This is a genomic window from Algoriphagus sp. (genome assembly GCF_029254265.1).
Taxonomy (GTDB): Bacteria; Bacteroidota; Bacteroidia; order Cytophagales; family Cyclobacteriaceae; genus Algoriphagus.
The window spans coordinates 39647-63842 of sequence record NZ_JAQWXX010000027.1 but is presented as its reverse complement, the minus strand read 5'-3'; the positions used below and the strand labels follow the sequence as shown (position 1 = coordinate 63842).

The following is a 24196-nucleotide window of genomic DNA, read 5'->3' as shown; positions in this document are numbered from 1 at the left end:
TTAAAGTGAATTTCAAATGAGAAATTCATATTGGGAATAGCTTTGCGAATATACAGAATTCCAAAAAGACGGACCTTAGTATTTCGTAAGAAAACAAAATATTATTTGGTGATCGGTCAATGGATTATTTGCGGCGGTACCAAAATTTTATACTTAATAGAAAAGTGTGGATTTTGGCTATTACAATTGATCAAAAACTTAAAAAAACGCCAATATTTTGCGTTTGAAAACCTTCAATCTAATTCCTTAAAAAGTGAGATTTCTTTACGAAGATTTTAAAATATTCGGGATCTGGTTAGTTTAGCGTAAGTATAAAAGCCCAAAATCCATGAATTCTAAAAATTACGCCTTCTTTGTATCCATTACAGCCGCTTTGGGCGGTTTTTTATTTGGCTTTGATACAGCCGTAATTTCAGGAGCTGAGCGAGATATTCAAGAAGTTTGGCAACTGAGCGATTGGATTCATGGTCTGGCGATTGCCTCAGCGCTTTACGGTACTGTGATCGGTGCCTTATTCGGGGGCATTCCTGCTGATAGATTTGGTCGGAAAAAGAGTTTGCTCTGGATAGGCCTTTTATATTTTATCTCCGCTTTTGGGTCAGCAATGGCATGGGACATAACTTCTTTTACCATTTTTAGATTTATCGGTGGTTTAGGGGTCGGCGCTTCATCCGTGGTAGCTCCGATGTATATTTCTGAGATTGCACCTGCGAAAAACAGAGGTCTTTTAGTGGCTTTGTATCAATTCAACATTGTCTTTGGAATAGTCGTTGCCTACGTTTCCAACTATTTGATCGGAACAGCCGAAATAGCACAGGAATGGAGATGGATGCTTGGAGTCGAGGCAATACCTGCATTGATTTATTCAGCTATGATCTTTCGCATTCCTGAAAGTCCAAGATGGCTGATAGCCAAATTCAACGATCAAGTACAAGCAAGGGCAATTCTGACTCGTACAGACCCTGAGGGTGTCGATGAAGCTATTCGATTAGCAATCGAAGAGGAAAAGAAAATCAAACAAAAAGGAAGCTTTTCGGCCATTTTCGCAAAACGATTCCTACCCACAACCATTCTTGCAATTATGATTGCATTTTTCAATCAGGTTTCCGGTATCAATGCGATAATCTATTTTGCTCCTCGAGTATTTGAAATGGCTGGAATTTCCACCGAGAATGCTTTGATTTCCACTATTGGAATTGGGGTTGTTAATTTATTAGGCACTTTTCTGGGCCTCTATCTAATAGATCGGATTGGACGAAAAAAACTGATGTATATCGGATCCCTTGGTTACATCATTTCCCTTTCACTTATGGCTTATAACTTTCTTGGTCCAGGGATTCCTTCTTTTTGGCTTCCTATTTTTGTCTTTGGATTCATTACTTCACATGCCATTGGGCAAGGCTCTGTGATTTGGGTTTTCATTTCCGAAATGTTCCCAAATGACCTCCGTGCTTATGGACAATCCATTGGATCTTTTACCCATTGGATTCTTGCAGCTATAATTGCAAACGTGTTCCCCTTCTTTGCAAACCAGTTCGGCCCAGGTTATATATTTGCATTTTTTGCAATTATGATGGTTTGGCAACTGCTGTGGGTACGGTTTAAGATGCCAGAAACCAAAGGGAAGTCTTTAGAAGAAATTCATCAAAACATTCACTGATCTATGAAATCGAGCATGAGCCGTAGCGACACACAGAGGTATGATTATAATAGATGCGAAGATTCCATATGGCCTTTAAAAATCAAATTTTAATCATATGAAAAACAAAGTTGTCATATTTGGAGAAATGCTCTGGGATTGCCTTCCATCAGGTGCTGTTCCCGGAGGCGCACCAATGAATGTTGCTTTAAATCTCCATCAGATGGGCTTAGACTCCGAACTTATCTCAGCTGTAGGAAATGATGCTGACGGAGTTAAGCTAATTGACTTTTTGAAGACTTTTAACTTGCCTTTGAATCTTATTCAAGTGAGTCAAAGCCATGAAACCTCCAAAGTTTTGGTAGATGATTCGGATAAAGAAAACATTAAATACACCATAATTTCCCCAGTTGCATGGGACTTTATCCATTGGAATGCTGAAATGGATGAAGCGGTAAAAAATGCAGATGCTTTTGTATTTGGCACCCTTGGAGTGAGAAATACTGAGAGTCTAAGCACATTGATCAAACTATTACATTATCAAGTAGTTCGAGTCTTTGATGCAAATCTTCGACCTCCTTTTTATGATTTTGAGGTAATTGAAACCCTTTTAGGCTTTGCTGATATTCTAAAGATCAATGAGGATGAATTAGAAATATTTGCAGATTATTTCAATTTGGACTCAAATATTGAAACTGTTTGCGAATACCTTGACAAGCATTTCCCCATGGATTTGATTTGTATTACTCAAGGATCAAAAGGTGCGATGGTCTATGAAAAAGGAAAGATAACCTCTCACCTTGGCTATAAAGTAAAAGTTCAAGATAGCATCGGAGCCGGAGATGCTTTTTTAAGTGGATTCGTTAAAAGTTACTTAGAGGAAAAGACAATAGAAGAAACCTTAGATTTCGCCTGTAGAATTGGAGCTTTTGTTGCTACTCAAAAAGGTGGGACACCAAAGTATGATGTCACTAATATTCAGTTGAGCAGTGAATAATAATCTGCTTAGTATGATTAAAATTCAAAGTGGGATTTCAATCAAAAACCTGCTCTAATTCTGTCGGCGACTTCCGCAAGTTCTTCTTTACTTAATTTCAATTTGGGACGAGTGAAATTAATGTCATCCATCGTACGGAGGGGTACCAAATGAACATGTACATGCGGAACCTCCAACCCAATCACAGCAACACCAATACGTGTACATTTGATCGTCTTTTCCATCGCTTTCGCTACTTTCTGTGCGAATAGATGTAATCCTGAAAGTGCTTCTGGCGAAAGGTTAAAAATATAATCCACCTCAACCTTCGGGACTACTAAGACGTGACCTTTTACTAATGGCATTATGTCAAGAAATGCGATGTAATTCTCATCCTCTGCGATAATCTCTGCGGGTATTTCCCTGTTGATGATTTTAGTGAAAATAGTAGCCATAGAATTAAATAAAAAAATCCCAGTAAACCGGGATATGAATTAATAAGATATATGTAGAATTTCGAATTGAAGTAGTCCGGCAGGAGCATTGATTTCTGCGATTTCACCGATTTTCTTCCCAACGAGGCCCTTTCCAAACGGAGAACCTAGAGAGATTTTTCCAGATTTCAGATCTGCTTCTTCTTCAGAAACCAAAGTATATGAAACCGTCATTCCGTTTTTAACATTCTTTATTTTTACGGTACTCAAAATCCCCACTTTAGAGGTATCAATAAGAGACTGATCAAAAATACGAGCATTCCCCACTACTGCCTCTAGCTTAGCGATCTTCAGTTCTAAATGACCTTGAGCATCTTTAGCTGCATCATATTCTGCATTTTCACTAAGATCACCCTTGTCTCTTGCCTCTGCGATTTGCTTTGCAATATCCTGTCTTCCTCTACTTTTCAAATCTTGAAGTTCATCCTTCAACTTGCGGAGTCCTTCCTCAGTGTAGTATTGTACTTGTCCCATTTTAATTTATTCTTTTAGATAGCCACTAAAAACAAAATAACGGTCGCATGACGGGACCGTTACCTTTTATCTGACCTTATTTGATAGGCAAAAATAGAAAATCTCTAATCAGAAAACAAAAGCTACAAGCTTTTTAAAGATTTCTGTAATTACTATCCACTCATGATTTATTGATGTTAAAAGAAAGAAGGAACGGAATACGCAGTTTGCCTTATAGAATGGTCTTTTCCCAAGAGATATTTTTGAGAAAAAAAACATGAAAAAACTAATTTATTATTTCCTTCCTTTACTTTCACTGGCATTTGCTTGCGACAAATCGGAAAGTGGGGACCTCTCTAGCCCAACAGTATCAGGCACTTTAAATGGTGCGCCTGTGGATTTTACCGTTATCCTATCAGATGTAACCTCTTCCAATGGTTCAGAGACAGCCTATATCGTGATGCGCCGCGATTTTGAAGGTTTCAATAAACCTTCTTCTAATGGCAAGCAGCTTTTGATCCGAATAGAACCGTACACAGGGAAAGGATCCTATCAAGTAAACTCCAATTCTTTTTGGGTTTTCGAGGAAGAAATCAATATCTCAGGAGGGAATTTCAGTTCGACACTCCATCGATTTTCGAGTGATGAAACTTCAGGATCCATGAAAATCGAGATCACAGAAGATGCAATCAAACAGGGAAAGCGAACTCTGGTTGGAATCTTTGAAGGAATTAACGGTATAACAGAAAAAGTAACCAGCACAGGTAGTCAATCGACCACCTTAAAATCCATGGAATTTAAAAATATTACATTCGTAGCACCAGAGGGAGCGCTTTAAGCTCCCTTTTTTATTCCAATAGATGTCAGGGAATTAAATTTAACAGTTTCGGTTTTGCTAAAATTATAGCCCTTCACATTTATAAAAACTCCTTTTTAATCTGCTTTACGAGAACTTTATTGATCTTCTCATAGGACTCAAAGGTCCAACCTGCTACATGAGGACTAAAAAGCACATTATCTCTTGCTGCCAAAATTTCAAATTCTTCTTTTTGCTCTTCAGAAAAACTGTTGAATTTCTCATTCTCTAAAACGTCTAATAAAGCGCCTTTTAACAAGCCTCGATCTAAAGCTTCATTCAATGTTTTAAAGGTAATCACTTCTCCCCTAGCAGTATTGATTAGCCAAAAAGGTTTAGCAAAACTTTCAAGTTCATTTATTGTAAGAAATCCTCTCGTTTCTGAAGTCAGAGGCACATGAATACTCAATACATCACATTTTTCTTTCAATATTTCCCAGGAAACTTCTTTGACAAATTTTCCGCCCAGATTCTTTTTGTATTTATCATATGCAATCACATTTGTGCGAAAGCCCTTAAGTCTCCTGGCGAAAGATTTACCCATATTTCCAAATCCCAGAATTCCCACAGTTTTACCGGCTAATTCATGCCCCCGGTTTCCCTCTCTGTCCCAAATCCCTCTTCGCACCTCCGAATCTGCCTTTCCTAAATGATTGAAAAGTGAGAGAAGCATTCCCAAAGCATGTTCAGCAACCGCATCTCTATTTCCTTTTGCAGCATGAAAAAGCTTGATACTTCTTGACTCCATATATTCCAAATCAATCTGATCAAGTCCAGCACCTGCTCTTCCGATAAATTTCAAATTTGGCGCATTCTGGAGTAGGTCCCGATCCATTGGAGTTTTGGAACGGATAATAAGCCCATCGTAAGGCCCAATAATTTGAATGATTTCATCTCTTTTGATATCAGGTGAATAAGTAACCTGATGCCCAATAGATTCAAGCATCGGAACAATGCTTTCATGCATTTGGTCTATAATTAGAATCTTCATAAGAATCTCAAATATTCAGCAAGGACATAGCGACCAAGAAATAAACAGCTAGGCCCAATAAATCATTTGCCGTAGTAATAAACGGCCCAGAAGCCAATGCTGGATTTATACCAATTTTATCTAAAACGATAGGTGTTATCGTACCCATAAAAGAAGCAAGCAATACAACTGAAAACAATGCTATTGAAACCACTAAAGCAAAGGCAACTTCACTCCGATAAAACAAAACCACCACGCCAAAAACAAAGGTCGCCAGAATCAGACCATTTAAGATTGCAACCAAAAAAACCTTCACAAATCGTTTCGATAGGGAGTCATCAAAAATAGATTTACTCGCTAATGACTGAACCACTAAGGAAGATGATTGAATTCCTACATTTCCTCCAGTCGCGGTAATCAAAGGGATAAAAAATGCCAAAGCAGTCACTTTACTAAGTCCTTCCTCGAAGAAACCTATAAATCCAGCTCCAAGAAGACCTCCTACAATACCGATCAAAAGCCAAGGAAGTCTAGCTTTTGAGAGTTTTATAACAGAATCATATTCATCCACAGTATCTGAAATACCAGTCATCGCCTGAATATCCTCCTCCGCTTCCTCCATGATAACATCCAAGATATCATCAACTGTAATTCTACCTACGAGTTTATTTTTTGCATTGACCACAGGCACTGATTCCAAATCATACTTCCGCATGATTTCTGCCACTTCCTCCTGATCCATGAAAGTAGGAACGGAGATTACCTCCTCCTCATAAATATCCTCAATTTTAGTATCCTCTGCAGCAAGTACTATTCTTTTCAATGAAACTCTCCCCATTAATTGTTGGCGATTGTTTACTACATAAATAGAGAAGATTTTATCTACATTTTCAGCCTGCCTTCTTATTTCATTAATTGTCTGTACAACATTCCAATTTTTATTGGCTCGGATATATTCCTTAGCCATAATCCCCCCTGCAGTGTCCTCATCATAGCGTAGAAGTTCGAGAATCTGATCAGATTTGACTTTATCCTGAAAGTGACTGATAATTTCCTCTCGACCTCGCTCTGCAAAAAGATTGAGTATATCTGCACCATCATCAGAGTCCATCAATTCAATGAAGCCTGAAATCTCAGTAGCTTCCATCTCCCTAATGATTTTACTTAGGGTATCATCTTCTAACTCAATTAAAATATCAGCGGCATTTTGTCTTTCTATGGCTCGAATGACATAGATAGAATCGTCAAAGGATAACTCCTCCAATAGAGCTGCAATATCTGCAAAATTGACCCCGTCAAAAGACTCTCTAATGAAGTCAATATCCTGAGCCTCAATTGCCATCTGAAGGCTTTCAAGGTATTCTTTGGACAGTTCAAATTGCTTAATTATTTCCACGAGAAGCTTCTATCGTTTGTGTTAAAAATATAAAATCTGCAACATCAAGCTGCTCTGCTCTTTTGTCAAGAATTGGATTTGAATTGAATTCAGCCGGCAAATTAAATGGCTTTAGACAATTTCGCAGGGTTTTTCTTCGATTTCCAAAGCCAGCCTTTACAACTTGTTTGAAGAGTTTTTCATTACAATCAAGCTTTTCAACCTCATTTCTTTTCAATCGAATCACTCCAGAGTTTACTCTTGGAGGTGGATCAAAAACTTCTGGAGGAACCGTAAATAAATATTCAATATCATAATAGGCTTGCAGCAGAACTGATAGAATCCCATAGTCTTTGTTACCTTTTGGAGAAGCGATTCGCTCTGCCACTTCTTTCTGTAGCATACATACCACTTCAGTCACTTGATCTTTAACTTCTAAAACTTTAAAGAAAATCTGAGATGAAATGTTGTAAGGAAAATTACCAGCTATGGCATATTTACCCTTGAAGATCTCCGAAAGATTCAATTTAAGAAAATCACCTTCCATGATTTTTCCTTCCAACTGCGGATACTTCTTATTTAAATATGCAATCGACTCCCGATCAATTTCGATCAAATGCAAATCCAAAGGAAGAAGCAATAAATAATCAGTCAATACTCCCATTCCGGGGCCGATCTCTAAAACTTTATCAGATCCATGATGGCCCGTCACCGATTGAGCGATTCGCTCTGCAATACTTAAGTCAGTCAAAAAATGCTGACCCAAGTGTTTCTTAGCTTTAACCTTTTCCATCATTCCGCTCCGATAAATTTTTATAAATTGCGTCCTAAAATTAAGGGAATATTCTTAAAGGTCTAGAGAAGATCTTTACACCCAACCAAACCATTCTGGCAGTTTTTAGCCCAAATTATATGAATCAAAGAAAGATAAAACCCATCATTGGAATCAGTATTGGCGATTTAAACGGTATCAGTGCAGAAGTCGTCATGAAAAGTCTCTCAGATAATCGTACTTATAAATCTGTTACCCCTCTGATCTATGCACATGGTAAAGCACTTTCTTTTTATAAAAAACAACTGGATCTCGAAAATTTCAATTTTGCTCAAATAAGAAGCTTAGATGAAATTCAACATAAGCGAATCAATGTTATTAATGTGACAGAAGAATGTCCGGAAATAGTTCCTGGCGCAGAAACACAGGAAGCGGGAAAGTTTGCTTTTGAAGCGTTAAAAATGGCTGTCAATGATCTAAAAGAAGGGAAAATACAGGCTTTGGTCACTGCACCTGTAAATAAGAACACGATCAACTCGGAAGAATTGCCTTTCGTCGGCCATACCGAATACATCACGAATGAAGTGGGATCGAGTGAAAGCCTGATGCTGATGGTGAGCGAACAATTGAGAGTCGGTTTAGTGACGGGACATATACCGCTAAGAAAAGTCTCTGAAACAATAACCAAAGAACGGATCATCAAAAAAGCCAATCTTTTACTCAATTCATTGAAAAAGGATTTTGGGATCGATAAACCGAAAATCGCTGTTTTAGGACTCAACCCTCATGCGGGAGAAGATGGACTACTAGGACAAGAAGAAGAAGAAATCATCAAACCAGCAATAAAGGAGCTTAAAGATCAAAATAAAATGGTTTTTGGACCATATCCTGCTGATGGATTCTTTGGAATGGCGCATCAAACTAAGTTTGATGGCGTTTTAGCTATGTATCACGACCAAGGATTAATTCCCTTCAAATCGATCTCATTTAGTACAGGAGTTAATTTTACAGCTGGGCTCCCAGTGATTCGTACTTCACCTGATCACGGGACTGCTTATAATATTGCGGGTAAAAATCTTGCAGAAGAAGGATCTATGCGAGCAGCGATTTTCCTAGCTATCGATATCATTAATCAGCATCAACCTCAAGAGGATGAGGATTAAATCAAGAGAATTATTCAAATACTTATGCGTAACCAAATAATATTTTAAATTCTCTTTTATCCTTTTATAAAAATTCCCTAAATTTGCGCTCTTAAATCGAGAGGAGGTATCGTGAAATTTTTAAGAACATTTGATATTGAGGTCATTAAGTTCCTAGAAGGCAAGCACGAAATTGACTTCGAAATCGGGAAAGAATTCTTCCAACATTTCGAAGACAATGAATTGCTCGATGAAGGTCACTTGACTGTAAGAGTCTTGATGGATAAAGGTGCAAATTTGATTGAAATGGATTTCTTGATTTCAGGAGAGGTAAAACTTGTCTGCGATCGAAGTCTTGAGGAGTTTTTTGAACCTCTGGATTTAAAAGAGAAAATTATTTTCAAATATGGAGATGAGGAGCAAGAGATCAATGAAGATGTCTACATGATCACTCGAGACACTCCAAAAATCAATGTAGCACAGTTTATTTACGAATTTGTCTTACTTGGCCTACCCGCCAAAAGGATTCATCCAGACTATAGAACAGAGATGGATGAGGATGATTACGAGGGAGAAGGAATGTATGCCTACATTGATGGGGATACCTTTGAGGACGAGGAGACTGAGGAGGAAATAAACTCAGAAAAACAAGAAGAAGAAAGTACCGATCCCAGATGGGAATTATTAAAAAAGTTAAAAAACAAGGAATAACATAAACCACGCATAAAATGGCACATCCTAAACGAAAAATTTCGAAAACCAGAAGAGATAAAAGAAGAACTCACTACAAGTTAGAAGCTCCTGGCTTGGCTAAATGTCAAACTACTGGTGAAATGCACTTACCACACAGAGCATTCTGGTTGGATGGCAAGTTGTACTACAAAGGACAAGTAATCATCGAAAAAGAGATTTTGGCTTAATCCAAATCCAAAACAAACTAAGATCCATTCGGCCCCACCGAATGGATTTTTTTGTTAGTTAAAATCACATTCTACAGCCTTTGAAGGTTTTTACCAATGTTATGTTAAGGAATTGTTTTGGTTGAGACTGACAATTATAATATTTTTGCCTTCCTTACAGGATAAAACTCATTCCTAAAACCCAGTTACTGCTGAATCCCGATTGGATTCAAATTAGCTTAAACCCTCCAAAATGGATAAAATCAGAGCTATGATTACCGGAATCCAAGGCTATGTTCCGGACTACATCTTGACAAATAAAGAATTAGAAAAACTCGTAGAAACTAATGACGAGTGGATTGTCTCTAGAACAGGAATCAAAGAAAGAAGAATTTTAAAAGGAGAAGATCAGGGGAGTTCAGTAATGGGCGCTGCTGCAGTCAAAGGACTTTTAGAAAAGACAGGTACAGATCCTTTAGACATTGATTTGATTATCTGCGCTACAGTAACTCCAGACATGCCCTTTCCAGCTACGGGGAATATAATTGCGGACAAAGTAGGCGCTAAAAATAGCTATAGCTTTGATGTTGGGGCGGCTTGTTCAGGATTTCTTTTTGCCTTAAATATGGGCAGTCAATACATTCAGACTGGTACTCACAAGAAAGTTATTGTGGTTGGTGCTGATAAAATGTCTTCCATCGTCGATTATACAGATCGCACTACATGTATTCTATTTGGAGATGGAGCTGGTGCAGTTTTACTTGAGCCAACTACTGAGGATATTGGTATAATGGATACCATTTTGAGATCAGATGGATCTGGAGCACCTTACCTTCACATGAAGGCCGGAGGAAGTGCCAGACCTGCAACTGTCGATACAGTAATGGCTAAGGAGCATTTTGCTTATCAAGAAGGTTCCACTGTTTTTAAATTTGCAGTGACCAACATGGCTGATGTAAGTGCAAAAGTGATGGAAAGAAATGGACTCCAAGGTGAAGATATCGCTTGGCTAGTTCCTCATCAGGCCAATAAAAGAATCATTGACGCCACCGCAAATCGAATGGGAATCGGACCAGAGAAGGTTATGATGAACATTGAAAAATATGGAAACACCACAGCTGCTACCATTCCACTTTGTCTATGGGATTACGAAAAGCAACTGAAAAAAGGAGATAATTTAATATTGGCAGCGTTTGGAGGTGGCTTCACTTGGGGAGCGATCTATTTAAAATGGGCTTACGACCCCAAATAATCAACTAAGAATAAAAATATGGCAAGTACTGCAGATTTTAAAAATGGACTATGTCTGGTTATGAACAACGATATCTTCACTATTGTGGAGTTTCAGCATGTCAAACCAGGTAAAGGAGCAGCTTTTGTTCGAACAAAATTAAAAGGACTTACAAGCGGAAAGACCTTGGAGAAAACCTTCAATGCCGGCGAAAAAGTAGAAACAGCTCGAGTCGAAAAAAGACCGCATCAATTTCTTTATAAAGATGACCTTGGGTATAATTTCATGGACATGAATACTTTTGAGCAAATCTCTATCGAAGAAAAATTGATTGAAAGAGCAAACCTCTTAAAAGATGGTCAGTTTGTAGATATTTTGATCCACGACGAAACAGAAACTCCTCTTTCAGTTGAACTTCCTCCTTTCGTAGAATTGATGATCACTTATACCGAACCGGGAATTAAAGGTGACACTGCAACAAATGCATTGAAGCCTGCAATTGTGGAAACAGGGGCAACGGTAATGGTGCCTTTATTCGTTGAGCAAGACATCATGATTAAAGTAGATACTAGAGACGGATCGTACTCCGAGAGAGTTAAATAAGCTAGAAAAGCTGTCTATTTAATGTAAATTACACAGCTTTGACGTTTTAAACCCAACCTAATTTTGCCTTTGGCAATAAAAAAAACAAACTTATGAAAGCTAAAGAGATTCAAGAATTAATCGATTATATATCCAATTCGGGCCTTGCCGAAGTCAAAATAAAGACGGATGAGTTTGAACTTTCTATTAAGAAATACGCGGATCAATCCGGTACAAGATATGTAGAATCAGCCCCAGCGCCTGCTCCTGTGACCGCTATTCCTGCTGCCGCTACTACACCTCAGCCTGCAACACCAGCAGCACCTGCTGCTACTCCTTCCAATTTGGTTGAAATCAAATCACCAATGATTGGTACTTTCTACATGACTCCAAACCCGGATTCTCCAGCGTTTGTCAATGAAGGAGATGTAATCAAAGCAGGTCAGACAGTTTGTATTATCGAGGCGATGAAACTATTCAATGAGATTGAAGCTGAGATTTCAGGAAAAATCGTAAAAATCCTCGTTTCTAATTCTACACCAGTAGAATATGACCAACCTTTGTTTCTTGTTGACCCAGCGGGATAATTTTCTAAAAAATAAGACTTGTGTTTTCAAAAATATTAATAGCTAATAGAGGAGAAATAGCCCTTCGAATCATCCGTACCTGTAAGGAAATGGGGATTAAAACTGTGGCTGTTTATTCAACAGTGGATAAAGACAGCTTACACGTTCGCTTTGCAGATGAAGCTGTTTGCATCGGTCCTGCCCCAAGTAAAGAATCTTACTTAAACATTCCAAGAATAATTGCTGCTGCTGAAATCACTAATGCAGATGCGATTCATCCAGGATACGGTTTCCTTTCTGAAAATGCAGAATTTTCAAAAATCTGTGATGAATACGGAATCAAATTCATAGGTGCAAGTGCTGACATGATTGACAAAATGGGTGACAAGGCTACGGCTAAGGCAACCATGAAAGCGGCAGGCGTCCCTACAATCCCAGGCTCCGAAGGACTTTTAAGCTCCATTGAAGATGGCGTAAAGATTGCCAAGGAAATGGGTTATCCAATCATTTTGAAGGCTACCGCCGGAGGTGGTGGACGAGGAATGCGAATCGTACGGGAAGAAAAGGAATTTAAAAAAGCTTGGGATGATGCTCGTATGGAATCTGGTGCCGCTTTCGGAAACGACGGCTTGTATCTGGAAAAATATGTAGAGGAACCAAGACATATAGAAATCCAAATCATTGGAGACAGCACTGGTAAAGCTTGTCATCTTTCAGAGCGAGATTGCTCAATTCAGAGAAGACACCAGAAGCTAGTAGAAGAAACCCCTTCACCTTTTATTACGGATGACCTTCGTGAGGCTATGGGAAAAGCAGCTATCAAAGGTGCAGAAGCTATCAAATATGAAGGTGCTGGTACGATAGAATTTCTAGTAGACAAAAACAGAAATTTCTATTTCATGGAGATGAATACCCGAATTCAGGTAGAACATCCTATTACTGAAGAGGTAACTGATTTTGACCTTATTAAAGAACAGATCAAAGTAGCTGCAGGTGAACCGATAAGTGGAAGAAACTATTATCCAAAGCTATATGCGATGGAATGTAGAATCAATGCCGAAGATCCTGCTCATGGTTTCAGACCAAGTCCAGGTAAGATCCAAAACTTACACATTCCGGGAGGAAGAGGTGTTAGAATAGATTCTCACGTTTATGCAGGCTATGTGATCCCTCCGAATTATGACTCAATGATTGCCAAACTAATTGTAAGTGGTCAATCCAGAGATGAAGTCATTGTACGGATGAAAAGAGCTCTTGAAGAATTTGTAATTGATGGAATTAAAACAACTATCCCTTTTCACATTGCACTCTTAAATGATAAGAAGTTTATTGAAGGGGACTTCACTACAAAATTTCTGGAAGACTTCGATTTTTCAGTAATCAAAAAGTAAATCAAAAGCCAGCTGCGATAACAGCTGGCTTTTTTCTTACCATTATTTTTGTCGAAAACCTAAATCACTTTTTGATATTCTGGAAAAGAACAATGAAAGTTTATTTTTTTATTTTCAAAAAAAATTGACTTACAAGTAAGACTTCGTTTAATTTTTCAATAATCCATGATGGAAGTAAATGCAAATATCCCTATATTTTGTATTCTATTTCCATTGCTGTAAATGAAATCACTTCTCAAAATCGAATCTTTTTTTTTACTGATTATTACATTATGCGCTTGGAACTGCACCACAAAGCAAGCAGATTCCATTGAGTTAAGTAATGGAGAGCAAATCAGTTATAATTTTCACATTAGACCAATTCTTTCTGACAAGTGCTTTGCCTGTCACGGTCCCGACGCAAACAAACGTGAATCAGACCTTAGATTAGATACAGAAGAAGGAGCATTTGCAGCTCTTAAAGAATCCAAAGGTAAGTTTGCTTTGGTTTCCGGCAATTTAGAGGAGTCGATACTCTACCATAGGATTATTTCAGAAGATCCAGGAGAGTTGATGCCGCCACCAGAATCTAACCTTTCACTTTCTGAGGGTGAGATAGCTTTGATCAAAACTTGGATTGAGCAAGGAGCTAAATATGAACCTCATTGGGCTTTTGTAAAACCAAAAAAGACTGAAGTACCCAAAAATAAAAAATGGGGAACAAATGAGATCGATTTCTTTACCTATAAGAAAATAGTCGAAAAAGGGCTTCAGCCTAATCCCGAAGCAAAACCTAATGAACTCATTAAACGAGTTAGCCTAGATCTCACAGGCCTCCCTCCCAGCCCGGAATTATTGCATAGATTTGGAGATTTCAGCGGAGAAAGCTCCTATGAAGATTTAGTTGATGGACTATTGAATGAGCCCACCTTCGGTGAGAAACTTGGAGTGCTTTGGATGGATATTTCTCGCTACGCTGATAGTTATGGGTACCAAGATGACAATATCCGTACGCAGTGGCCCTATCGAGACTGGGTGATTCATGCATTTAACCAAAACCTACCCTACGACGAATTTATTACTTGGCAACTTGCTGGAGACTTAATGCCAAATGCGAATAAGGAGCAAATTTTAGCAACCGCATTCAATAGAAATCACAAATACACAGAAGAAGGTGGCGTAATAGATGAGGAATACAGAGTTGAATATGTCCTGGATAAAACAAATACGATCAGTAAAGGGCTACTTGGCATCACGATGGAATGTGCACAGTGCCATGATCATAAATACGATCCCTTTTCCCAAAAAGAATATTATCAATTTTATGCCTTTTTCAACAACAGTCCCGAAAAAGGATATGAAGGAGATGTAAGTATTTCCAAACCTGCCAAGACCCCGATCCTTTGGGTAGATCAGGAGGATTTGAGTGGGGTGATGAGTTTTATCAATCATAAAGACACCACCAAATTAAGCGTATCTGTTATGGATGAATTGGATGGTGAAGAAAGCAGAACCACTTTCATTCTGGACAGAGGGGTTTACGATGCACCTACTGTTGCAGTGGATCCCGGCACCCCTAAATCCATCTTGCCTTTTTCTCAGGACTTAGAAAAAAATCGTCTTGGACTTGCTAAATGGATTACAGACCCTGACAACCCACTTACCTCCCGCGTTTTTGTTAATCTAATCTGGCAAGAATTGTTTGGAACGGGCATTGTAAAATCTGCTGGAGATTTTGGGATGCAAGGAGATCTGCCTAGTCATCCTGAACTTTTGGACTGGTTGGCAGTAGATTTTATGGAAAATGGTTGGGATATCAAGCGATTAATCAAACAGATTTTAATGTCGTCTACCTATCGTCAATCAGCAAAAATCACAGATAATCATCTAAATATCGATCCAGAGAATGTTTATTTAGCAAGAGCGCCTAGGCTTCGGTTACCTGCTGAAAACATACAGGATTTGGTTTTGGCTAGTAGTGGATTGCTCCACCAAAAAATCGGGGGACCAAGTGTAAAACCTTACCAACCAGAAGGAATCTGGGAATCTGCTACTTCAGGTCGAGGTGTCCTTGCAACTTATGTACAAGACAAAGGAAGTGATCTGTACCGTAGAGGAATTTATAATTTCATCAAACTAACTGTCCCGCCTCCCAAAGCCATCATTTTTGATGGCAGTAACCGTGATCGATGCGAAATCTCCAGAAACAGGACTAATACCCCACTCCAAGCTTTGGTAATGATGAATGACCCGATGGTATTGGAGGCATCAAGAGTACTAGCTTCATCCCTACTCAAGGAGATGGACGCAGAAAAGTCAATTGACCAAGCTTTTCTAAGGATCGTCAGTAGAGAAATGAGTTCAAAAGAACATCAACTATTACTGGAATACTATGAAGATCAGTTGGAGCGATTTCAATCAGATGAAAAGCAAATAAGACCTACTCTCGAAGTAGGAGAATATCCACTTGAGGAGTCCGCAGTAAATGCCGAGACAGCCGCTTTGATGCAGGTCATAGTTAGTATTTATAATTTAGAAGAAACGATTACCAAAATTTAATATGGAAAAGGAAGAATTAGAACAAGGGTTAAATTTAAACCGGCGAAAATTTCTATCCAGATTAAGTTTGGGAGTAGGAAGTGCTGCTTTGGGTTCCTTGCTGATTCCGGATTTGTTTTCGGGAAAAGAATCCGCCGAGGAAGATCTTATGAATGCTTTGCCTCATTTTGCTCCAAAGGCAAAGAGAGTCATTTACCTATTTCAGAATGGAGCTCCGAGTCAATTAGAAACCTTTGACTACAAGCCATTGCTTAATCAGCAAATGGGGAAAGAACTTCCAGAATCTATTCGAGGAGGGCAAAGATTAACAGGAATGACTGCTGGTCAAACTTCATTCCCCTTGGTTGGTTCCTATTTTCCATTTCAACAATACGGACAATCCAGAGCTTGGATTTCATCAATTTTCCCACATACTTCAAAAATCGTGGATGATATTTGCATCATCAAATCCATGCATACAGAAGCTATTAATCACGATCCAGCCTTGACTTTTTTCCAGACGGGAGCACAAGTTGGAAATAGACCAAGCATGGGAAGTTGGTTGAGTTATGGTTTAGGAAGCGAAAACAGCAATCTGCCTGCATTTTGCGTTTTGCTGAGTCGAGGAAGAGGAAATGGGCAAGGTGTTTATTCCAAACTTTGGAGTAATGGATTTTTAGACGCAACACATCAGGGTGTTCAGTTTTCAAATTCTGAGGATCCGGTGCTCTATTTAAAAGATCCTGATAAAATGAGTCGGGATGAACGCCGAAAAATGCTTGATCAAATCGCTGCAATGAACGATCTGAGCTATCGGGAATTCAATGACCCTGAGATTACCGCAAAAGTTCAGCAATATGAAATGGCTTTCCGCATGCAAACTGCTGTCCCTGAAATGACAGACGTTTCAAAAGAACCAGATAGCATCATCAAACTTTATGGCCCAGATTGCCTCGTTCCAGGCACTTATGCAGCAAATTGTCTTTTAGCAAGGAAGCTTTCAGAAAGTGGCGTACGATTCGTACAGCTTTACCATCAAGGCTGGGACCAGCACGGAAATCTTCCAAATGAAATGGCCCTTCAAGCCCAAGATGTCGATCAGGCATCAGCGGCTTTGATTACTGACTTAAAGCAACGTGGATTACTGGATGAAACTTTAGTGATTTGGGGAGGAGAATTTGGTCGAACAAATTATTGTCAGGGAAAAATTCTAGCTGACAATTATGGACGTGATCATCACCCTAGAGCATTTTCAATTTGGATGGCTGGTGGCGGTGTAAAATCAGGAATGGTCTACGGAGAGACAGATGAATTCGGCTACAACATTGCAGAAAACCCTGTTCATGTACACGATTTCCAAGCCACCGTAATGAATTTGATGGGAATAGATCATGAGCGAATGACTTATAAACATCTGGGAAGGCGCTACCGATTGACCGACGTATCAGGAAAGGTTGTTAAAGATATTATTGCCTAGAAATCCATGCTCAAATCTCTATCTCTAAAATCTCTTCTTGAGAATGTCCTTTTTATTTGGGTTGGGTTAGTCCTTGTTTTAGCGTTGGGTGCAGATCGGTTATTACTTCCAGATTGGGTTCAAGTGATTGGGAGAAGCCATCCGCTACTTCTTCATTTTCCTATCGTTCTGCTACTTTTAGGTCTTTTATTTACTTGGATACCAGAAGTTGACCAAAAACCAGATTTCAAAAAAATTGGAGATTTAGCATTACTAGCTGGTTGTAATTTCGCGGGGCTTACAGTTGTCGCAGGTTTAATTTTGGCCAGAGAAGATTATGATGGAGACGCAATCCTTTGGCATCAATGGTCGGGAGTTGCTGTGTTTTATTTATGTACGGGTTTATATTTTTTTAGAGATCAACCAAAAAAAGTCCTGAAACCAATCAGTCTTTTGCTTGCTGCTGGAATAACAGCTACGGGGCATTGGGGAGCTAACATTACTCATGGCCAAGACTTCCTATTGGCACCTATTCAAGAAAAAGAAGCTGAAATCACTCCGCTGGCAGAAGCAGAAGTTTTCAATGATATGGTACTGCCAATTTTAGAGAACAAGTGTATGAGTTGCCATAAAGAAGGGAAAATCAAAGGAGAACTTCGGATGGATCATATCGAGGGATTACAAAAAGGAGGAAAATCCGGACCATTTGTTTTAGCAGGAGATTTTAAAAATTCACTTTTAATCCAGCGAATAGATCTTCCAATGGAGGAAAAGAAGCATATGCCTCCAAAGAACAAGGCCCAACTTACCGAAGAAGAGTTAGAAATATTAACAGAATGGGTTGCAAATGGGGCTTCATTCGAACAAAAAGTGGTGGAAATTGCTCCGGAGAATAAACTTTTTGTTTTAGCATCTAAAAAATTTGACTCAAAGAAAACCTATACGTTCGAATCGGCTGATTATTCAGATATAAAAGAGTTAAATAATTTCTTCCGAAAAGTCGAAGCAATCTATCCTGAGTCTCCTGCATTGGAAGTTTCCTATTTTGGGATTGCCGCTTTTGATCCCGCTTCACTAAATGATCTTAAAAAAATAAAAGACCAAGTAGTTAAACTCAATTTGAACAAAATGCCTTTGGCAGGTGCAGATCTTTCTGTTTTAAAAGAATTAAGTCATTTAGAGGAAGTTCAAGCTAATTTTACAGATCTGGATTCTAAGCAGATAGAAGTTTTAGCTTTAATCAAAACATTGAAGCATTTAGCACTTTCAGGCAACAAAATCGATTCAGATGCTTTGAGATCATTGGGTGAAATGGATCAGCTCATCAGTCTCTATTTATGGCAGACTGGACTGTCCTCATCAGATCAAAGCAGCTTAAAATCTAAGTTAGTAAATACAGAAATTGACTTTGGATTTGACGGCAGTAGCACTATTTATCCTTTGAATTCCCCAAAGGTGAGTTTTGACAAAATGATGTTTAGAGATAGTATGGAAGTGGTTATTACTCACCCTATCAAAACAGTTGAGATTCGCTACACACTCGATGGATCAGAACCAGATAGCTTAACTAGTGAAGTTTATAAAGAACCAATTTGGATAAAAAAGACAAGTACTTTCCGCACCAAAGTATTTGCAAAAGACTGGATTGGATCTCCTGAAGCCAATTTTCAATTTCTTAAATCGGGACTGACGCCTACCGAATACAAATTACTAAGCACTCCAAACAAACAGTATAAAGCTAATGGTGCTGCTACACTATTCGATCAAATCAAGGGTCAAAACAATCATACTACCGGAGAATGGCTTGGTTTCCAAGATGAAGCTTTGGAACTTGAAATGACGCTGAATTCAGATGTTAACTATTCTGAATTGGTGATTGGGTTGCTCTACCATGAAGGAGCATATATATTCCCTCCTGCTTCTGTAGAAATAAAAGGTTTTAAAAACGGAGCTTGGACTACTATTATAAATGAAGTACCTGAGCAATCCCAGAAAGTGGAATTACCAAGATCTAGAATGCTTCAATATGATATTTCTAAAGTTGAATATGAAGCAATACGAATTAAGCTTTATCCCATTGCATCTTTACCAAAGTGGCATCCGGGTGCAGGATCTAAAGGATGGGTTTTTGTGGATGAAATCTTAGTGAATTGAATAATGGAAGCCTACCAACGCTATTTTAGAACCATCTCGGAAAAACTAAAAGTAGCATTTGATCAAAAAATTAAAATCCAGCAAGCAGCAACTTGGATTGCAGATTCTATAGAACAAAATGGTTGGATTTTTACATCGGGTACTGGACACTCCCATCTTTTAGCTGAGGAGATTTTTTACAGAGCCGGTGGCTTTGCCAGAATTATCCCCATTCTGGATCCTGCTTTGATGCTCCATGAAAATGCCTCAAAAAGTACTGAAGTAGAACGAATGGAGGGTTACGCAGCAAAACTTCTTTCAGAATATCAATTTGGAGCATCCGACGTTTTTATCATAAGTTCAAATTCAGGTAGAAATCCCGTTTCAATCGAAATGGCTCAAATTGCAAAAGCTGCTGGAGCAAAAGTAATCTGTCTTACAAATCTTAAACATACCAAATCGGTGGAGTCAAGGCATTCGTCTGGATTGAAGCTTTTTGAGGTCAGCGATCTTTATTTGGATAATTTTGGGGAGATTGGCGACGCGAGCATTTCTATAAATGATTTACCGACAATGGTTGGAGCTACCTCTACCGTCCTTGGAGCAGCAATCGTTCAGGCGATAATGGTTCAAGCCACCGAAATACTAGTCAAACAAGGATTTCAACCAGAAATCTTCAGCAGTTCTAATTCAGATGAAGGGGAAGAAATAAATACCGTTTTGACTGAAAAATACAGAGCTTTAATAAAATCCATCTAGCAGATCTAAACTTGTTTAAGCTTGTTAATTTTTAAGGTTTTAAAGATTTCAAATCAGAAAAAATTAAAATAATCCAAATTCACTTCGTGATAAATTCGAGATTAAAAATTGTTTGTCCTATTTTAACCTTTGATTAGGTATTATTTTGAATGCCTTCTCATAAAGACAGAACAAATAGCAAGACCAAGCCGCAAATAACTATTCTAATTGACTAGAGCACTCCCAATTAGTTTTTGTATATGAATCAACCCCTTAAGAGACAACTTTCGGTCGTATTTTTCTCAGATATTGTTGGCTACACACTCTTGATGGGAAAGGACGAGGATAGAGCCTTTGAGCTGATGAAAAAGAATGTTTCTTTTCACCAGCAAGCATTTGAAAAGCACAATGGCCGACTTATCAAAGAACTTGGAGATGGAATTCTGGCTGTTTTTGAAACTGCAGAGGATTCCTTGAACGCAAGTCTGGAGATTCAAAACCTTTGGCATGATGATCCAGAAGTTAAACTGAGAATTGGGCTTCATTCTGGAGAAATTATTTTTGAAAACAATGATGTGTTCGGGGATGCTGTTAATGTAGCTTCAAGAATACAAAGCATCGGTGTGCCTTCCTGCATTTTATTTTCGAAAGAAGTTCTACTTCTAATCAAGGATAAACTAATATTCCCATGCATTAATCTGGGTTATTTTGATCTGAAGAATGTTGCTCGAAAGCTGGAGCTTTTTGCGTTGACAAATGATATCCTAGCTGTTCCAAAGCGCCAGGAAATGATCCGCACAGTCAAATTTCAAGAGCGAAACCCTTGGAAATATTGGATTGGGATCGTAGCGCTGATAGGAGTTATAGGTTTTTTGATTTGGACAATCCTTCTCAATCCCACTAATCCTTGGGAAAACGACAAATCAGTTGCAGTTCTTCCTCTGAAAAATCTGAATGCAGATCCGACAAAGGAATACTTCAGCGATGGTCTTACAGAAGATATCATTACGCAACTTTCCAAAATAAACTCCTTAAGAGTAATTTCAAGATCTAGTACAGTATTGTATAAAAATTCTCAAGAGAGTAATGCTGAAATCGCTTTTTCGCTTGGAGTCAGCACTTTATTGGAAGGAAGTGTGCAATGGGCCGGAGAGAAAATTCGAATCAGAGTTCAACTTATTGATGTAAATTCTAATCAAGCCCTTTGGGCAGAAACATTCGATTTAGATCAGATCGATGATCTCTTTGAAATTCAATCTACTATAGCTGAAGAAATCGCAGCAAAGTTGAAAGCAAATGTGACTTTGGATGAAATAAATCAGTTAAAAAAGAGGCCAACGGAAAGTTTTGAGGCCTACGAGGAATACCTTAAAGGCAGAGAGCTTTACTATGAGTATGAATTACCTAGGAATTTTGAAGCCATCGCAAACTTTAAAAAGGCAATAGAGATTGATGAAGATTTTGCTTTGGCCTGGGCTGGATTAGCTGATTCCTATGCTCAAATGGAAGGGGTTTTTTATCAAGGAAGTGTTTGGATTGATTCTGCTTTGAATGCCGGAAAAATTGCAGTTGAAAAGGATCCTCGTCTAGCTGAACCCTTCAAAGCCCTAGGAATTGCTTACTATTATAATAATCAATATGATTTGGCCACTGAAAATCTGGTAAAGGCTGTTGAAATAAGTAATAATCATGCTCAGGCTGTCGGTAATCTCGCAACCGTTTACTTTGTTTCTGGTCAATTAGATAAGTCTTTGGCTCTTCAGCGGAAAGCTGCTGGCTTAAACCCGAGAAGTTTTATACCATTCCAAATTCTTGGATGGAATTATAGACTATTAGAAAATCAGAAAGAAGCTCAAATCTGGCTTCGCAAATCCATTACTATAAAACCATCCTACGATACATACGAACAATTGGGACTTAGCTTTCTAGCTGAGCAAAAGATGGATAGTGTAGCTGCACAGATACCCAAAATAATTTCTTTGGAAAAAGGCAACCCTTATACTTACCAATCTGCAGGGATCTTAGCATTCTTAAAAGGTGATTTTAAACTAGCTAAAAGTTTATTTGAGGATGCCATGGAGATGAAAAAGAATTGGGATTCTGACCCCTATTTCAGTACACCAGTCTTTTTAGCTTATCTTCTAAAAAAAGATATGGGATTCCTCAGAGGTAATGAAGGAGAAACTTTAGCACCACAGGATTTAATTGATCGCAAGTTGGCTAACTATATTGAAGTATTGTCAGGAGATGAATTAGATAAGGATTTTGCCTTTTTTGCGGCTGCACTGGAAGCTCTACAAGGAAACAATCAAGAAGCTTTAAATTATCTGGAAAAGGCAAAAGATTTAAATTTCCAGGATTACATCATGATCGAAAACAATCCACTTTTTACAAGCTTAAATTCAAATCCGGATTTCAATCTCTTTTTGGCAAATATCAAAGGAGAAATCCGAGTTATGGCTCTTAATTCTTGGGCTAGTTCTCCTATCAAATAAACCTACTATAATTCAAAAAAGAGGCTCAATTGATTTTCAATTGAGCCTCTTGAATAAGTAAATAAGGATGGCCAAATTCTTACCAATAAGAAAAGATTTGAGCTTCGAAAGTAGCTGCTAAGATCAAAAGTCAATAGACAGCTAACCTAAGCAGTCTAATATTTATGATTCAGGAAATCTTCAATCATAATGGCAATAATTATTTCCTATCTCACTTTAGGAATAGAATAATTTCTTCCACTACAATTAATCGATGAGGAAACCACTGGATTACCATCAGTCGCTAACATAATACCTGCAAATAGAGCGCAAGACATGGATGTCCCAGATTGAACAGCATACTCATCTCCAGGGAAAGTCGAGAAAATATTGTCCCCAGGAACGACCCAATCTACATTTGGACCAAAGTTGGAGAATTCAGAACATCCAATTGTACCATCAGCACAACTGGAATCTATCGAACCTATTGTGAAAATATTTGGTCCAGAGATACAGCCTGGAGAATTCCGCATTGCATCTCCCTCATCATTTCCAGCAGACATCACCACATAAATTCCCAAATCTGCAACATGCTCAATTGCTTGCTTAAGTTGAGGATTAGAATTTTCACAATTAGCAATTTCAAAACTTCCCAAGCTCATCATAACTACGTCACCTTTGATCCCAAACTTGCTCACATGATCCAGTGCAGCAATGATATCTGACCAAAATCCTTCACCATTACTGTCTAATACTTTTAGAGAAATTAGATTAGCTCCTGCGGCAACTCCACTCATTCTGAAGCTACTTGGGTTTCCCTTTCCATCGGCTGCTGCTATACCTGCCACATGGGTTCCGTGACCTACTCCATCCACTAATGGTGAATTATCAATAAATGATTTGCTGTACTTTTTATCTACTTTCAAATCTTTGTGTTTACCATCAATACCAGAATCTATCACCCAAATTGACTTTTTCACACTTCCGTTGATTTTTATAGGACCGCCTGACTGGTCAATTGCACAACTAGTACCCAAGTCAATATCATAGCCATAATCTACCTGCATCCTTGGTCTGGATTGCATTCTAGGACGACTTTGCATCCTTGGTTTGCTTTGCATCTTAAAATCCTCCAAAACAGACTCTACATCCGAATCTGCTTGTAAGGCTTGTCTTTGTGCTTCTGTCAATTCTGCAATAAACCCTACTTCTGCATCAGCAAAGGATTTAAACACATTATTGACCCCTTTACTCCTAGCTAATCGATCCACCTTATCAAGTTTATCTTTTCTCGGGCCTTTTTGACGATCGTTATTGGTATCACGATCTCCTGTCTCGACTCTACCTTCAGAAAGTGGTTTGTCTTTAAGTTTTACCACATATCTTTTTTGGGCCTCTACTGAACCAAAAAGAAAAACTGCTAAAAAAAGAAAGAATAATTTTCTCATTGAATACTTTGTTTTGTTTAAAAATTTGAATTAAAACTCTATATAAGTATAATTTTTATCTTAAAATAACACAAAAAGAGTTTC

At 38.4% G+C, this 24196-nt stretch carries 21 protein-coding genes; 15 read left to right on the top strand and 6 right to left on the bottom strand.

The genetic code is table 11. The features are described 5' to 3' along the window. Positions 1-328: 328 nt before the first annotated feature. Both P8O16_RS03795 and P8O16_RS03790 read left to right on the top strand, forming a co-directional pair. The gene (locus P8O16_RS03795) at positions 329-1660 is read left to right on the top strand and encodes a sugar porter family MFS transporter (protein WP_300311021.1); all 1332 of its coding nucleotides are present in this window, start codon (positions 329-331) and stop codon (positions 1658-1660) included. Positions 1661-1757: 97 nt separating this feature from the next. Beyond that, positions 1758-2636 carry a carbohydrate kinase gene (locus tag P8O16_RS03790; protein ID WP_300311019.1) on the top strand — a complete coding sequence of 293 codons (879 nt, stop codon included), beginning with the start codon at positions 1758-1760 and terminating at the stop codon, positions 2634-2636. A 41-nt stretch (positions 2637-2677) separates the two neighbouring features. On the opposite strand, the gene P8O16_RS03785 is transcribed toward P8O16_RS03790, so the two are convergent. Together P8O16_RS03785 and greA are read right to left on the bottom strand one after the other, a co-directional pair. Beyond that, positions 2678-3070 carry an HIT family protein gene (locus tag P8O16_RS03785; protein ID WP_300311017.1) on the bottom strand — a complete coding sequence of 131 codons (393 nt, stop codon included), beginning with the start codon at positions 3068-3070 and terminating at the stop codon, positions 2678-2680. Positions 3071-3109: 39 nt separating this feature from the next. Continuing rightward, positions 3110-3583, bottom strand: coding sequence for a transcription elongation factor GreA (greA, locus tag P8O16_RS03780; protein WP_300311015.1), 474 nt, complete (start codon positions 3581-3583; stop codon positions 3110-3112). A gap of 256 nt (positions 3584-3839) precedes the next feature. Here greA and P8O16_RS03775 point away from each other — a divergent pair, with 256 nt between their 5' ends. Then, positions 3840-4400 carry a hypothetical protein gene (locus tag P8O16_RS03775; protein ID WP_300311013.1) on the top strand — a complete coding sequence of 187 codons (561 nt, stop codon included), beginning with the start codon at positions 3840-3842 and terminating at the stop codon, positions 4398-4400. Positions 4401-4479: 79 nt separating this feature from the next. Here the strand turns inward: P8O16_RS03775 and P8O16_RS03770 are convergent, their stop codons facing one another. From P8O16_RS03770 to rsmA, 3 genes are read right to left on the bottom strand one after another with little or no spacing between them, the layout of a single operon-like run. Next, the gene (locus tag P8O16_RS03770; protein ID WP_300311011.1) at positions 4480-5409 is read right to left on the bottom strand and encodes an NAD(P)-dependent oxidoreductase; all 930 of its coding nucleotides are present in this window, start codon (positions 5407-5409) and stop codon (positions 4480-4482) included. A 7-nt stretch (positions 5410-5416) separates the two neighbouring features. Then, positions 5417-6784: a magnesium transporter gene (mgtE, locus tag P8O16_RS03765; RefSeq protein WP_300311009.1), complete on the bottom strand. Its 1368-nt coding sequence runs from the start codon at positions 6782-6784 to the stop codon at positions 5417-5419. Then, the gene (gene rsmA, locus P8O16_RS03760) at positions 6771-7556 is read right to left on the bottom strand and encodes a 16S rRNA (adenine(1518)-N(6)/adenine(1519)-N(6))-dimethyltransferase RsmA (protein ID WP_300311089.1); all 786 of its coding nucleotides are present in this window, start codon (positions 7554-7556) and stop codon (positions 6771-6773) included. Before rsmA ends, mgtE begins: the two co-directional genes overlap by 14 nt. Positions 7557-7675: 119 nt before the next feature. On the opposite strand from rsmA, the gene pdxA reads away from it, so the two are divergent. The 12 genes from pdxA to P8O16_RS03700 all read left to right on the top strand — a co-directional run bounded on the left by pdxA (position 7676) and on the right by P8O16_RS03700 (position 22685). Next, the gene (gene pdxA, locus P8O16_RS03755; RefSeq protein WP_300311007.1) at positions 7676-8698 is read left to right on the top strand and encodes a 4-hydroxythreonine-4-phosphate dehydrogenase PdxA; all 1023 of its coding nucleotides are present in this window, start codon (positions 7676-7678) and stop codon (positions 8696-8698) included. A 111-nt stretch (positions 8699-8809) separates the two neighbouring features. Further along, complete coding sequence (locus P8O16_RS03750; protein WP_300311005.1) at positions 8810-9388, top strand: DUF177 domain-containing protein; 579 nt, start codon at positions 8810-8812, stop codon at positions 9386-9388. Positions 9389-9405: 17 nt separating this feature from the next. Continuing rightward, positions 9406-9597, top strand: coding sequence for a 50S ribosomal protein L32 (gene rpmF, locus P8O16_RS03745; protein WP_075352334.1), 192 nt, complete (start codon positions 9406-9408; stop codon positions 9595-9597). A 232-nt stretch (positions 9598-9829) separates the two neighbouring features. Further along, positions 9830-10828, top strand: a complete 999-nt coding sequence (locus P8O16_RS03740; RefSeq protein WP_300311002.1) for a beta-ketoacyl-ACP synthase III — start codon at positions 9830-9832, stop codon at positions 10826-10828. 18 nt (positions 10829-10846) lie between these two features. Further along, positions 10847-11410, top strand: coding sequence for an elongation factor P (gene efp, locus P8O16_RS03735; RefSeq protein ID WP_075352336.1), 564 nt, complete (start codon positions 10847-10849; stop codon positions 11408-11410). 92 nt (positions 11411-11502) lie between these two features. Continuing rightward, positions 11503-11976 (top strand): acetyl-CoA carboxylase biotin carboxyl carrier protein, encoded by a 474-nt coding sequence (gene accB / locus P8O16_RS03730; protein WP_300311001.1) that lies wholly within the window; start codon positions 11503-11505, stop codon positions 11974-11976. A gap of 20 nt (positions 11977-11996) precedes the next feature. Next, positions 11997-13346, top strand: a complete 1350-nt coding sequence (gene accC, locus P8O16_RS03725) for an acetyl-CoA carboxylase biotin carboxylase subunit (protein ID WP_300311000.1) — start codon at positions 11997-11999, stop codon at positions 13344-13346. Positions 13347-13568: 222 nt separating this feature from the next. Further along, on the top strand, positions 13569-15884 hold the full coding sequence (locus tag P8O16_RS03720) for a PSD1 and planctomycete cytochrome C domain-containing protein (RefSeq protein ID WP_300310998.1): 2316 nt from the start codon (positions 13569-13571) through the stop codon (positions 15882-15884). A gap of 1 nt (position 15885) precedes the next feature. Next, positions 15886-17340 carry a DUF1501 domain-containing protein gene (locus P8O16_RS03715; RefSeq protein ID WP_300310996.1) on the top strand — a complete coding sequence of 485 codons (1455 nt, stop codon included), beginning with the start codon at positions 15886-15888 and terminating at the stop codon, positions 17338-17340. Between the two features lie 6 nt (positions 17341-17346). Continuing rightward, positions 17347-19473 (top strand): c-type cytochrome domain-containing protein, encoded by a 2127-nt coding sequence (locus P8O16_RS03710; RefSeq protein ID WP_300310994.1) that lies wholly within the window; start codon positions 17347-17349, stop codon positions 19471-19473. A gap of 3 nt (positions 19474-19476) precedes the next feature. Further along, positions 19477-20211 (top strand): SIS domain-containing protein, encoded by a 735-nt coding sequence (locus tag P8O16_RS03705; protein WP_300310992.1) that lies wholly within the window; start codon positions 19477-19479, stop codon positions 20209-20211. Positions 20212-20450: 239 nt separating this feature from the next. After that, positions 20451-22685: an adenylate/guanylate cyclase domain-containing protein gene (locus P8O16_RS03700; protein WP_300310990.1), complete on the top strand. Its 2235-nt coding sequence runs from the start codon at positions 20451-20453 to the stop codon at positions 22683-22685. A 206-nt stretch (positions 22686-22891) separates the two neighbouring features. On the opposite strand, the gene P8O16_RS03695 is transcribed toward P8O16_RS03700, so the two are convergent. Next, positions 22892-24112, bottom strand: a complete 1221-nt coding sequence (locus tag P8O16_RS03695; RefSeq protein ID WP_300310988.1) for a S8 family serine peptidase — start codon at positions 24110-24112, stop codon at positions 22892-22894. Between the last annotated feature and the right edge of the window lie 84 nt (positions 24113-24196).